Here is a 12,690-nt window from a genome sequence, read left to right on the forward strand (position 1 = left end):
GCCACCCGACGCCAGCGACTGGGGTGGAGTGCAATCAGTCAAGGCGAGGATGCAAGTTCCAGAATTGAGGGGTCCACCAGTAGAGAACAACTCTGTCCTTCGGCCAGGGGCGCCAGCTTTCAAGCGTCGCTTCGAAGATGTCCCGAGACAAATCGATGACCCGCCAGCCCGGAGAGCGGGACTCGCATTTCTCGGCAATTCTAACCTTCGTCAGAAACCTCTCCTCCGAGGCCCCGAGAAGCTGATAGTTCGCCTGAGCCTCCACCAGCGAGACCTTATTAGAACAGCCTGCAAGTAGCGGCCAGCGGAGCTGCATTTCGTCATCTTCCCAGAAGCACACCGGGCAGATCGACTGGGAGCCCGGCCTACTCTCGAAGACTAGGTATCCGCAGCACGGGCAGGGGAAATTCTCAGGACGAGCGGACCCGACAGTCATTCCATCACTCCATGAACGCGAGATCGACAGCACGCCCGCACGTCGGTGGAACACCGGTTCGCCAGTGTCCGAAACCACTCGCGAGTCCTCGGTCGGTGGACTGGGGTTGTCCGAGACCCACACAGAGTCGAACACGTCACCGGACTCAGGATGAGCATCGCACACGAACCAGATCAACGCACCATATCCGGTCTCCCGATTGGCGGAAACTCGCAGAAAGCTGTTCGGCACCGCTCCCTCGCCACCGAGCCTCACGTCGGAAAGCACCAGCCAAACATCGCTTCCCGGGTCACAGAAGCGGCTACGCCCTCCAGCCACCCACGAGACAGACTGCGGTCGTTCCCCGGAGTCCTCCATGACGAACTCGTCAGCACCTCCCGCACCTGGCTGATCGGCAGGATGCTTCGTTCGGAGAAGAACGTCGGGACGTGCGGGTCCGCCACGACGTCCGCACGCAGAGGACCCGGCCCACCACCGTCCGGCACCCAGACCTGGCCAGCCAGGGCGCAGTGCCGCTCGTGCGCCGTGCCGGCGATCCACACGACCCCGCCCGACGGCGGCACCGAAGCCATGAACGGCCTCTTCGAGCTCTGCTGCCGCGTCGCCCGCGACTTCCGCAACCGCGACCACTACCTGCCACACACGTCCGCTCATCGGCGACGGACTGACCCACCCCACCTCAGACAGGAAGAGCCGCGTTAGCGTGGGGCATGGGGTGGGTACTTCGCACGGACGGTTGTAGAGGTACGTCCATCCTGCGCCCCAAGGCCTACCCGTCACCAGCGCCACGCCAGTCAGTTCGCATGCCCAGCAACACTGCGAGCGCCTCCAAAGGACGTTCATCCAGGGCAGCCGCCTCAAGATGAATCAGGATCGAGATTTGAGGAAGTTCCCCTAGCTCGGTCACGAGCGCGTTCAGGGAAGTTCGGACTGCCCACTCCACCCACTCCCCGTAGCCAACTTCCTCCGCGATCAGGTTCCCCTCCGCGTCAATCTCGCGAGGGGGGACGGCGACAATTACAGGAGGCGCCCCGTCCCCGCGATCATTCACCAGCACTTGAGCAACGTGCCGCGCAGGGTCAGCACCGTATCGCTCACACGACAAGGGGAAATTGACCAGAGCAACGTCACACCCCCTCGCAGTTTCAGCGAGCCCCCCGAAACGAAGTTCGAGTGGAAACTTCGAGTCAATCGCCGCGCGAACCTGCTGAAAGCGCCTCGCGTCACCAATAGCAATCACAAAATCCATCAGCAAACTCCCGCACCCTGGATCCCACCTGGCATGATTGACGGACGCCCGAGCACTTTGAGCTGGTCGTTACTGAGCGCAACACCTCCCCCCTTCACATCGGTGGTGTATGCCATACGAGCATCGTCGGGCAGATCGCTCATCCTGACAGTGGTGCGGATCATTGTATACGCACCTTCGTGCGGGTAGGCGCTGTACGCCCTTCGGGCATACTCAGCGGCCGACGCCTCCGAGAATGCGAAGTACTTGACCCCTTGCGGGCTGTGCCACTGACGAGTGCTGGAGATGTCAGACAGCTCGGCGCCCGTGACCGCGCGCCAGAGGTACGCGTCCTCGGGTCCTGGCCGCCCGCTATTGTGAACCAGCACCCCGGTGAGTCCGACATGGTCGGAATGCGCACCCGCAACCGTCAGATTGTAGGCTGAGCCCCTCTCGTGCGCCCGAAGATCCACAGGGCGCGTTACGGGCAGAACATTGCCATCCGCCCCAAGGACAAGCTCACCTCGTCCAAGCGACTGCGTCCCCTCCCACGTCTGGTCAGTTACCGACCAGAAGGGGTGGTCCTCAGTGGTGACGATCAGCTCACCATTCACCTCGAACTCGAACAGGTCATCCTCGTGGACCCAGACGTGCGTAACTGGCATCGCAGCCTGCTTGGCGGTCAGAGGATCGGTCGCGATGACTTGGTCACCAACCTCGATGTCCTCGATGGCCTTGTGCTCTCCGCTGGCCATGAGAACTGGCGTGGCACCGGCAAACGAACACTGTCCTGTCGTCTGCCCCTTGGTGTGGGCCGTTTGTGGGTTCTTGACCGGGGCAGTCGGCCGCGCGTTCGATGTACCAGATGGTGCCGTCGGCGGCTTCGGCTTGTTGGCTGGGATCGGCTTCGTCCCCGCGACCTGTGCCGCGCTGTTACGCGACTGGCTCACGGTGCCGCGCGCCGAGGACGCGACGGCCTGCCCACCACGCGAGGTGCTCGCCCGGACTGCCGACACGGCTCCTTGTACCGCACGGTTCGCCACCGGTGCGATCCACCGTGAGGCGACCGCCCCCACCCCTAGGACCACGGCGCCGAACACACCACCGATCACGGTTTCGGTCGCGAACGACCTCCACGAGAACGGTTTGCCGGAACTCGACTGGCGGACTGCGTTCGTGATCGCTCCGGCCAACGCCCCACCAGCCACGGCACAGGCCACAGAGCCCAACCCGGCAGTAAAGACGGCACACCCGACCCCCACGACAGTGCCCACGACACCGCCGATGATCTCGGCCTTGTTCTTGCTGATCCACTTCCCGGCGGCCGACGCCCCCTTCTTGATGCCCGACCACGCGCCCTTCCAGGACAGCAGCCCCGTCGGGTCCGACCACGTCACCGGGTTGTTGTTCGCGTAGGTGTAGGCCGACCACTGCTGCGGGTCACCCAGGTCCATCACCGGGTCGACCGACACGAACCGGCCCACTCCCGAGTCGTAGTACCGCGCCCCCACGCTCGTCAGCCCCGTGGTGTCCTCGACCTTGCCCAGGAACCCGCGGTCCCCGGGGGTGTCCAGCACCTCGCCACGGCGACCGCCGAACGGGTCGGCGAAGTTGCGGGTCAGCGTGTACTTCGTGTTGTGCACCACGGCGAGCGCCGTGCCGTGCACGTCGTTGACCAGGCTGGACACCCCGCCCAGGCCCCTGCCGTCACGCACGGCGACCGTCTGGCCGCCGAACCCGTAGTACCGGGTCGCGGTCGTCGTGCCCGCAGCCGAGCCGGCCGTGTGGTTCGTCAGCTCCTGCCCGCCAGGCAGGTACAGCGTCGTCCCCGACGCGTCCTTGCGGACGAGCCGCTCGCCGTCGGCAGAGTAGACGAACGACGCCTCACCGGCGGTCAGCTGGTTCTCCCCGGCGCCTCCGGTACCGGACGTGACGATCTGGGCCAGACGCCCCTCACCGTCCCACCCGAGCACCTGGGTGCCTGTGCCGAACGGCCGGTTGACGGTGTTGCCCGCGGCGTCGTAGACGTACGACGCCGTGGTCGACGCACCGCCCGCCGTCGTGGTCGCGACCCCTGTCAGGGCGTGGACCCCGGCGTCGGGGTCCGCCGTCGACGGTCCGTAGGTGTAGGCGGCCGTGACGTCACCGCTCGCCCGGTGCGACGTCATCGACGTCCGGTTGCCGACCGTGTCGTACGCGTAGTCGGTCCAGTACGCTGCCGGACCGCCCAGCGCTCGGGTCGAGGGCGCCGCGGAGCACGATCCCGTGGACGGTGTCCACGCCGACGTCAGCCGTCGCAGCGCGTCGTACGTGAAGCACTGGTTGTCGTCGGCGGTGCCGGCAGCGGTCGGGTCGTCCTTCGCGGAGAGGATGTTCCCCGCGACGTCGTACCCGTAGCGCACGTCCAGCTCGGTGCCGTTGACCCGCTCACGGTCGAGGCCGATCCGCACCAGGCGGTGCGTCGCCTGCTGGTACTCGTAGGAGACGACCGTCCCGAACGTGTTGCCCAGGTCGAGGACCGACTTCTCGCCGAACGCGGTGTACCGCGCGTCGGCGACGTACGCGCCCCAGCCGAACCCGGACCCCATCCACTCGGGCATCCCCCGCTCGTCGTACCGGGTCGTGACCTCCTCCGCGCCGAGACCACCCGCCGCGGGCAGGGTCACCGTCTCCGGGAAGCCACCTGCGGTGTAGGAGTACGCGGTCGTGAACGACGACGTCCCGGCCGCGCCCCCGAGCACCGAGGCCGGGACCGTGACCGTCTGGCCCAAGGGCCGGTAGGCGACGTCGTACCCCGTGACCGCGGTCGTGTACCGCGCGCCGTCGAGGACCCGCGTCGAGGACGTGGCCAGGCCCGAGCAGATGAGGGAGCGGCGATCATGACCTACGTCACACCTGCTCCGTCGCAGGGCGAACCTCGTCGCTCGAGAACGACGAAAGCCGCCTCCCTGAGGGAGACGGCCTTCGTGTCGGGTGGAGCTGAGGGGACTCGAACCCCTGACCCCCTGCATGCCATGCAGGTGCGCTACCAGCTGCGCCACAGCCCCGAGAACCATTGCTGGTCCCGCACTTCCTTGAGGTTTTCCCCCTCGGAAGCATCGCTAGTTTATGCCGAAGTCGGCTGGAAAATCCAATCGGGTCCGGAGCTCCACTCATCGAGCGAAAAGTCCGCCCCGACGTTGTGCGCGACGAGCCTCCACGCGGGGTGGGCGTTCGCTCCCGAGCGCTGCAGCTGGGACCAGTGGACGTTGTTCAGTCCCGAGATCCCCCGCCAGCCCGTCGGGTCCAGACCGAGCATGGCCGTGATGGCCAACGTGATCGCCGCACCGTGCGAGACGACGACGAGCGTGTCCTTCTCGTCCAGTGCGTCGGCGTGCTCGGTGACGGCCGCGACCATGCGCGCCGCGACGTCGGCCCGCGACTCGGCGCCCGCACGAGCGGGCTCCTCGCCACGGCGCCACGCCGCGTACTCGTCGGGCCAGCGCTCGGAGAGCTCCTCGCCCGTCATGCCCTCCCACTCGCCGAACCCGCGCTCGCGCAGACGCTCGTCGAGGGAGACGGGCATGCCCGTCGCCTTCCCGTAGTACCCGGCCGTCTCGGCCGCACGCGTCAGGTCCGACGCGACGACGAGCGTCGGGGAGTGCGCGGCCGCGAGCGACCGTGCCCCCTGCTCGGCCTGCCAGTGCCCGACGGCGTCCAGCGGGATGTCGACCTGCCCCTGGAGGCGCATGGCCGCGTTGTACTCGGTGCGCCCGTGGCGCAGGAAGACGACGGTGCGCGCGCTCACGCCTGCGAGTCCTCCGCGAGGTAGATGGCGCCGTCGTCCGCGGCGTCGGTGACGTCGGTGCTCGACGTCCCCTCTCCGCCCCGTGCGTCCTCGGGGAGCTCGATGACCGGGCAGTCCTTCCAGAGGCGCTCGAGCGCGTAGTAGACCCGGTCCTCGGCGTGCTGGACGTGCACGACGATGTCGCCGAAGTCGAGCAGGACCCAGCGGGCCTCCGACTTTCCCTCGCGGCGGATGGGCTTGACCCCGACCTTGTGCAGCTCTTCCTCGACGGCGTCCACGATCGCGGACACCTGCCGTTCGCTCGTTCCCGAGGCGATCAGGAAGACGTCCGTGAGCACGAGCTGCTCACTGACGTCCAGGGCGATGATCTCTTCGGCCTTGCGGTCCGATGCGGCGCGGGCCGCGATCACCGCAAGCTCGACAGCGCGTTCCGTTGCAGTCACGACTCTCCGTGGGGTTGTCTCGAGGCCTGTCAGAAGGACAGGCCGTGGTGGTTCGTGGGGCTCGAGGTCAGGGCCTCGAGACCGACCGGTGCGAGCGCCTCGGCGACGCTCGCACTGTCACCCAGCAGCAACCGCCAGATCAGCAGCCCGAGCACGAAGGCCACGGCGATGAGGATCAGGTAGTGCAGCCAGGTGTACGCGTGCCCGGGCGGGCGCTCGTCGTACGCGTCGTCCTCGTCGTCGTCGGCCGTCCGCGACGCGGGGCCAGGACGCGTGGCACCCGCGACGGGGAAGGGTGAGTCCTCGACGGCCCCGGGGAAGGGTGACGCCTGGGCGGCCGCCGGGGTCGCGGCCGGCGGCTGCGTCTCCCACGGGAGGGCAGGGCGCGCGGACTCCGGGGCCTGCTGGGCGAGGGAGCTCGGCGCGGTGCCCTGCTCCCACGGCAGCGGCGCGGGGGCCGGTGCCGGGGTCGCGGCGGCCCGCGGGGTGTCCGGGGCGGGGGTCCGCGACGACACGGACTCTCGCGCCGGTGCCGACTGCGCGGGCGGGAAGGGTGAGGGCTGCGCCGGGGGGAACGGCGCCGGCGCGCTCTGGGGCGCGGGCTCGGGAGATGCGGGACGAGGGGCCGCGCCGAACGGCGAGGGCGCCGTCGACGGGGCGCGCATGCTCTGCCGCACGGGCGGGGTCGTCCCTGGGGGCGGCGACTGCGCGGGGCGGAGCGGGACGCGCTCGGCGGTCTCCTGGATCGGGGTGAGGCGGCCGGTCTCGTCGACACCGCGCATGCCCCCCGTCATCGACGGAGGCCGGACGACGGGCGCCTGGTTCGAGTACCCCTCGGAAGGGGTCGGGGCGGAGACGTCCCGCATCGATCGCCGTGACGGCGGCGGGGCAGCAGGAGCTGCGGGTGCGGGCGGGGTGTACCCGCCCGGGGCGGACGGTGCCGCGCCTGCGGCCTGCTCGGCTGCGGCGGCCTCACGCTCCCGGATCTCCCGGCGCGTCAAGGGGCGGACGGGCTGCATGCTCCCGTGCTGATCACTCATGATGCTGATCCTCTGTACAGGCCGTGCTTCGCGATGTACTGGACGACGCCGTCCGGCACCAGGTACCAGACCGGTTGGCCGGTCTCCGCCCGTTGTCGACAGTCGGTCGACGAGATGGCGAGGGCCGGGATCTCCAGCGTGGAGACGACTCCGGGCGGCAGACCGTCGACGTTGAGCCGGTGTCCCGGACGGGAGACCGCCACGAAGTGTGCCATCTTCCAGAGGTCGTCGGCATCCTTCCACGTCAGCATCTGCTCGATCGCGTCGGCGCCGGAGATGAAGTAGAGGTCCGCCTCGGGGCGTTGCTCACGCAGGTCGCGCAGCGTGTCGACCGTGTAGGTGAGCCCCGGCCGGTCCACGTCGACCCTGCTCACCGTGAAGCGCGGGTTCGAGGCCGTCGCGATGACCGTCATGAGATAACGGTGCTCGGGCGCGGTGACCTTCTGGTGCTGCTTGAAGCTGGGCTTCCCGGTGGGGACGAAGATGACCTCGTCGAGACCGAAGCGGGCCGCAGCCTCGCTCGCCGCGACGAGGTGCCCGTGGTGGATGGGGTCGAACGTGCCACCCATCACCCCGAGCCGGGGGCGTCTGCTCGCCGTCATCTCCGCAGGATCCACCAGGGCCGGGGTCAGTGGCGGGTACCGACGCTACGGAAGGCGTAGGTCACGAGGAGGAGGCCGACGAGCACCCCGAAGGCGACGATGCCGAACCCGACGGGCGGGATCGGGAGGTGGGTGACGGCTTCGGTGTTCTCCTGGGCGACCTGGACGGCAGCAGCGAGCACGATGTCCTCCTACGAGTTCTTGAGCGTGGTGCGTGGGACGGCGGGTGATCAGGCCGGGCGCTGATCGTCGTCCAGTCTCTCACGGTCGTGCTGGACGACGAGCAGCATGTGATCAGGGACGCACGTGGCCGTCGCCGTGCACGACCCACTTGGTCGTCGTCAGCTCCGCGAGCCCCATGGGGCCTCGCGCGTGGAGCTTCTGGGTCGAGATGCCGATCTCCGCGCCGAGCCCGAACTGGGCCCCGTCGGTGAAACGGGTCGACGCGTTGACCATGATCGCGGCGGAGTCGAGCTCGGCGACGAAGCGCTCGGAGGCGGCCAGGTCGCGCGTCACGATGGCCTCGGTGTGCCCCGAGGTCCAGGTGCGGATGTGCTCGATCGCGGCGTCCAGGTCCGGGACGACGCGCACCGCGATCTCGGGAGCGAGGTACTCGCGTGCCCAGTCGTCGTCGGTCGCGTCGAGGACGGGGACCCCCTCGGGCGCGAGCGCGGCGGTCCGGGGGTCGCCGTGCAGCACGACGCCGGCCGCGTCGAGGGCCGCGAGGGCCGCCGGCAGGAACTCGGCTGCCGCGTCGGTGTGAACGAGCAGCGTCTCGGCCGCGTTGCAGACCCCGACGCGCTGCGTCTTGGAGTTGAGCAGGATCTCGAGGGCGCTCGTCAGGTCTGCCGAGGCGTCGACGTAGACGTGGCAGTTGCCGACGCCGGTCTCGATCACGGGCACCGTGGACTCGCGCACGACGGTCTGGATGAGGTCGGCTCCCCCGCGCGGGACGAGCACGTCGACCAGGCCGCGTGCGTGCATGAGCGCGACGGCGCCGGGACGGCCGTGGCGGTCGATCGACTGGACGAGGTCGGCGGGCAGCCCCTGAGCGGCGAGCGCCCGGCCCAGCACGTCCACGATGACCTCGTTGGAGGCTGCGGCGGCCGAGCCGCCGCGCAGGATCACGGCGTTTCCGCTCTTGAGCGCCAGGCCGGCCGCGTCCACGGTCACGTTGGGGCGCGCCTCGTAGATCATGCCGACGACCCCCATGGGCACGCGCACCTGGCGCAGGCGCAGGCCGTTGGGGAGCGTCGAGCCGCGCACGACCTCGCCGACGGGGTCCGGGAGCGTCGCGAGCTCGCGCAGCGCGTCGGCGATCGCGACGATCCGCTCAGGAGTGAGGGCGAGCCGGTCGAGGAGCCCGGCCGAGGTCCCGTTCTCCCGGCCGCGCTCGAGGTCGACCGCGTTGGCCGCGACGATCTCCGCGGTGGCCTCGACCAGGGCGTCGGCCAGCGCGTGGAGCGCGGCGTCCTTGGTGGCCCGCGTCGCGGTCGCGAGGGTGCGCGAGGCCTTCTTGGCGCGCCGCGCGGTCGCCTCGACATCCTGCGCGACCGAGCCGTCCGCGGCGGACGACGCGACGGTGGGCGCGGCGGGCGGCGTCTGCGGGCCGCCGGTCGCGGTCGTCGCGGTCGGGTCGAGGTCGGAGGCGTGGCTGAGCGCAGTCATGCGACGAGCCTACGTCGCACGGGTGGCGTGTGTCTGCGGCGTCCGAGGACCGAGGCGGGCCCGACGGCGTCACGCACGTTCCGGCGTCGGGCCCGCCCTGAGCGACCCGCCGGGCGTGCTCGCGGGGTCCCCTCAGGACGCCTTGCGGCGGCGCCCCACGAGCACGAGGTCGTCGCGGTGCACGATCTCGCGGTCGTACCCCTCGCCCAGCCGGTCGCGGAGCTCGTGCGTCGAGCGGCCCAGCAGGTCCGGGATGTCGCTCGAGTCGAACGCGACGAGGCCCCGGGCGACGACGCGTCCGTCGGGGGCGACGAGCTCGACGGGGTCGCCCGCGTCGAAGTCCCCGGTGACACCGACCACGCCCGCGGGCAGCAGGGACGCGCGTCCGCCGAGGACCGCGGCGACCGCGCCCTCGTCGAGCTCGAGCCGGCCCCGGGTGCGCGCGGCGTGCGCGAGCCACAGGCGTCGGCGCGTGGTGCGCTTGCCCGTCACGGCGAACCACGTCCCGACCTCACGACCCGCGAGGGCGCCCTCGGCGTTCGCTGCCTTGGTCAGGACGACCGGGATGCCCGAGCCCGTCGCGATGCGCACGGACTCGAGCTTGGTGAGCATGCCGCCGGTCCCGATCGAGCTGCCGCGTCCCGTGACCTCGATGCCCTCGAGGTCCAGCGCGGACCGCACCTCGCGGATGCGCTGGGTGCCGGGGCGCGAGGGCGGTCCGTCGTAGAGGCCGTCGACGTCGGTCAGCAGGACCATGACGTCGGCGCGGACCAGGTGCGAGACGAGCGCGGCGAGGCGGTCGTTGTCGCCGAACCGGATCTCGTCCGTGGCGACCGCGTCGTTCTCGTTGACGACGGGCACGATCCCCAGGTCGAGGAGGCGTTCGAGCGAGCGCTGCGCGTTGCGGTAGTGCCCGCGGCGGATGGTGTCCTCGGCCGTGAGGAGCACCTGGCCCACCCGGATGCCGTACTCGGCGAAGGCCTGCGCGTACCGGGCGACCAGGAGTCCTTGCCCCACGGAGGCCGCTGCCTGGGCCGTCGCGAGGTCGCGCGGTCGCGCGCTGAGGCCCAGGGGGCCGATCCCCGCGGCGATGGCCCCCGACGTCACGAGGACGACCTGCCCGCCCGCGGCGTGCCGCGCAGCGATGACCTGCACGAGCGCCTGGAGGGCCGGGACGCTGAGGTGCCCGTCCGGTCCGGTCAGGGACGAGGAGCCGATCTTGACGACGACCCGGTGAGCCGTGGCGACCTGGGAGCGTGCGGAGAGCGCATTCACGGTGCCATCATCCCGCGGGGAGCCCTCGGAGGGCGTGTCGTTCCACCGTGTGACACCTCACGGTGGGACGCGGCGACCGGCCGGTGACGGGTCCCCCGGCCCGACGACGTCGCTCCCCTTCCCGCCCGGCTCGCCCCGGCGCCGGGTCGGCACCGTCCGGGGACGCCGCAGGGCGGGCACGACCCGAGGGCCGTACCCGCCCTGCGGGCGGAGCACGCTTCTCCGACGGAGGTGGTCCGCCGGTCGTCCGGCGGGCCGTCGGCCGTGCGCGGGTGGTCAGTCCTGGTCGGGGTCCGTCCAGTGCCCGGACTCGCGCTCGGTCCAGAGCTCGGCGCGGGCCTCGGCCTTGGCGTCCATGCGCTCGGTGTACTCGCGGCGCTTGTCCGAGCGCGTGGGGCGCGAGGTGTCCTCGAGCCGCAGGTCGGACCCGCGCGGTCCACCGAGGAGCTCGGAGCCCGTGATGAGCGTGGGCTCCCAGTCGAACACGACGGCGTTCTTGTCCGAGCCGATGCGCACCTCGTCCCCTGCGACGGCGCCGGCCTTGAAGAGCCTCTCCTCGACACCCAGGCGGGCGAGGCGGTCGGCGAGGTAGCCGACGGCCTCGTCGTTCGAGAAGTCGGTCTGGCGGACCCAGCGCTCGGGCTTGGAGCCACGCACCTCGAAGTAGAAGCCGGTCTCTGCGCCACCCTTGCGGGTCACGGTGAAGCCTGCGTCGTCGACCGCCTTGGGGCGCAGGATCGTGCGGGCCGGGGCCGGAGCCGGGGCGTCGCGGCGGGCCTTGTCGACGAGCTCGGCGAGCGCGAACGTCAGGGGGCGCAGGCCTTCGTGGCTCGCGGTCGAGATCTCGAAGACCTTGAGGCCGCGGGCCTCGAGGTCGGGCCGTACGAGCTCGGCGAGCTCGCGGGCCTCCGGGACGTCGATCTTGTTGAGGACCACGAGGCGCGGGCGCTCGTTGAGCGGCACCCGGGCGCCCTCGATGTCGAGGTCGCCCGCGTAGGCGTCGAGCTCGGCCTCGAGCGCCTCGAGGTCGGAGATCGGGTCGCGGCCGGGCTCGAGCGTCGCGCAGTCGAGGACGTGCACGATCACGGCGGTGCGCTCGATGTGGCGCAGGAACTCGAGCCCGAGCCCCTTGCCCTCGCTCGCGCCGGGGATGAGCCCGGGGACGTCGGCGACGGTGAAGCGTGAGTCGCCTGCCTGGACCACGCCGAGGTTGGGGACGAGCGTCGTGAACGGGTAGTCCGCGATCTTGGGCCGAGCAGCGGAGATCGCGGCGACGAGCGAGGACTTGCCCGCGCTCGGGAAGCCCACGAGCGCGACGTCGGCGATGGACTTCACCTCGAGGACGAAGTCGGCCTCCTCGCCGGGCTCACCGAGCAGCGCGAAGCCGGGGGCCTTGCGGCGCTGGGACGCGAGGGCGGCGTTGCCGAGCCCTCCGCGGCCGCCCGCCGCGGCGACGAACTCGGCGCCGTCACCGACGAGGTCCGCGAGGACGTTGCCGTCGAGGTCCTTGATCACGGTGCCGTCGGGCACGCGCAGGACGAGGTCGCCACCGTTGGCGCCCGCGCGGTGGTCGCCCATGCCCTGGGTGCCGGAGGTCGCGTGGCGGTGCGGCGAGTGGTGGTAGTCGAGGAGCGTCGTGGTCTGTGCGTCCACGACGATCCGGACGCTCCCGCCATCACCCCCGTTGCCGCCGTCGGGGCCGGCGAGCGGCTTGAACTTCTCCCGGCGGATGGAGGCGCAACCGTTGCCGCCGTCACCGCCGGAGGCGTGCAGGACGACGCGGTCGACGAACGTGGCCATGGAAATGGTCCTCTCAAGCAGGGGGGAAGAACACCAGGAGGGGCGCACCGCGTCGGTGCGCCCCTCCTGTCAAGCGTGCTGCGTCGTGGATCAGGCCTCGGCCGAGACGATGTCGACGACCTTGCGTCCGCGGCGCGTACCGAACTGGACGGCACCGGCGGTCAGGGCGAACAGCGTGTCGTCGCCACCGCGACCGACGTTGTTGCCCGGGTGGAAGTGGGTGCCGCGCTGGCGGACGATGATCTCGCCGGCGCTGACGACCTGGCCACCGAAGCGCTTCACACCGAGGCGCTGGGCGTTGGAGTCACGACCGTTGCGCGAGGAGCTCGCGCCCTTCTTGTGTGCCATGTCGAACCTGCTTTCGTGCTGGAAGAAGAGGGGGTGGGATCACCTGCGGCGACTCTCACGAGC

Annotated in this window: 11 protein-coding genes and 1 tRNA gene; all 12 read right to left on the reverse strand. The window is 70.5% G+C overall.

The genetic code is table 11. From position 1 onward, the window contains the following. Positions 1-34: 34 nt before the first annotated feature. A complete protein-coding gene (locus H9623_RS19975; protein WP_321575317.1) occupies positions 35-703 on the reverse strand; it encodes a CPCC family cysteine-rich protein in 669 nt (222 codons plus the stop codon). 981 nt (positions 704-1,684) lie between these two features. Then, on the reverse strand, positions 1,685-4,114 hold the full coding sequence (locus tag H9623_RS06575; RefSeq protein ID WP_193719268.1) for an RHS repeat-associated core domain-containing protein: 2,430 nt from the start codon (positions 4,112-4,114) through the stop codon (positions 1,685-1,687). 524 nt (positions 4,115-4,638) lie between these two features. Beyond that, positions 4,639-4,711 (reverse strand) — tRNA-Ala (locus H9623_RS06580). 59 nt (positions 4,712-4,770) lie between these two features. Then, positions 4,771-5,451 carry a histidine phosphatase family protein gene (locus H9623_RS06585; protein ID WP_193719269.1) on the reverse strand — a complete coding sequence of 227 codons (681 nt, stop codon included), beginning with the start codon at positions 5,449-5,451 and terminating at the stop codon, positions 4,771-4,773. Then, on the reverse strand, positions 5,448-5,894 hold the full coding sequence (gene rsfS / locus H9623_RS06590; RefSeq protein ID WP_193719270.1) for a ribosome silencing factor: 447 nt from the start codon (positions 5,892-5,894) through the stop codon (positions 5,448-5,450). Before rsfS ends, H9623_RS06585 begins: the two co-directional genes overlap by 4 nt. Positions 5,895-5,923: 29 nt before the next feature. Next, on the reverse strand, positions 5,924-6,934 hold the full coding sequence (locus tag H9623_RS06595) for a hypothetical protein (protein ID WP_193719271.1): 1,011 nt from the start codon (positions 6,932-6,934) through the stop codon (positions 5,924-5,926). Beyond that, positions 6,931-7,536 carry a nicotinate-nucleotide adenylyltransferase gene (nadD, locus tag H9623_RS06600; protein ID WP_193719272.1) on the reverse strand — a complete coding sequence of 202 codons (606 nt, stop codon included), beginning with the start codon at positions 7,534-7,536 and terminating at the stop codon, positions 6,931-6,933. The genes H9623_RS06595 and nadD overlap by 4 nt, the downstream gene beginning before the upstream one ends. Positions 7,537-7,562: 26 nt before the next feature. Then, on the reverse strand, positions 7,563-7,718 hold the full coding sequence (locus H9623_RS06605; protein WP_193719273.1) for a hypothetical protein: 156 nt from the start codon (positions 7,716-7,718) through the stop codon (positions 7,563-7,565). Positions 7,719-7,830: 112 nt separating this feature from the next. After that, positions 7,831-9,204 carry a glutamate-5-semialdehyde dehydrogenase gene (locus H9623_RS06610; RefSeq protein ID WP_193719274.1) on the reverse strand — a complete coding sequence of 458 codons (1,374 nt, stop codon included), beginning with the start codon at positions 9,202-9,204 and terminating at the stop codon, positions 7,831-7,833. 132 nt (positions 9,205-9,336) lie between these two features. Continuing rightward, positions 9,337-10,479 carry a glutamate 5-kinase gene (gene proB / locus H9623_RS06615; RefSeq protein ID WP_193719275.1) on the reverse strand — a complete coding sequence of 381 codons (1,143 nt, stop codon included), beginning with the start codon at positions 10,477-10,479 and terminating at the stop codon, positions 9,337-9,339. A gap of 276 nt (positions 10,480-10,755) precedes the next feature. Then, positions 10,756-12,279, reverse strand: a complete 1,524-nt coding sequence (gene obgE / locus H9623_RS06620) for a GTPase ObgE (RefSeq protein ID WP_193719276.1) — start codon at positions 12,277-12,279, stop codon at positions 10,756-10,758. A 90-nt stretch (positions 12,280-12,369) separates the two neighbouring features. Further along, complete coding sequence (rpmA, locus tag H9623_RS06625; protein WP_030151568.1) at positions 12,370-12,627, reverse strand: 50S ribosomal protein L27; 258 nt, start codon at positions 12,625-12,627, stop codon at positions 12,370-12,372. Positions 12,628-12,690 lie beyond the last annotated feature (63 nt).

This window comes from Oerskovia douganii, from assembly GCF_015142735.1.
In the GTDB taxonomy this organism is placed as follows: domain Bacteria; phylum Actinomycetota; class Actinomycetes; order Actinomycetales; family Cellulomonadaceae; genus Oerskovia; species Oerskovia douganii.

Coding starts and splice junctions, on each gene's coding strand:
- H9623_RS06595 (WP_193719271.1), bottom strand. CDS start 6,934: ATGAGTGATCAGCACGGGAGCATGCAGCCCGTCCGCCCCTTGACGCGC.
- nadD (WP_193719272.1), bottom strand. CDS start 7,536: ATGACGGCGAGCAGACGCCCCCGGCTCGGGGTGATGGGTGGCACGTTC.
- H9623_RS06610 (WP_193719274.1), bottom strand. CDS start 9,204: ATGACTGCGCTCAGCCACGCCTCCGACCTCGACCCGACCGCGACGACC.
- obgE (WP_193719276.1), bottom strand. CDS start 12,279: ATGGCCACGTTCGTCGACCGCGTCGTCCTGCACGCCTCCGGCGGTGAC.
- rpmA (WP_030151568.1), bottom strand. CDS start 12,627: ATGGCACACAAGAAGGGCGCGAGCTCCTCGCGCAACGGTCGTGACTCC.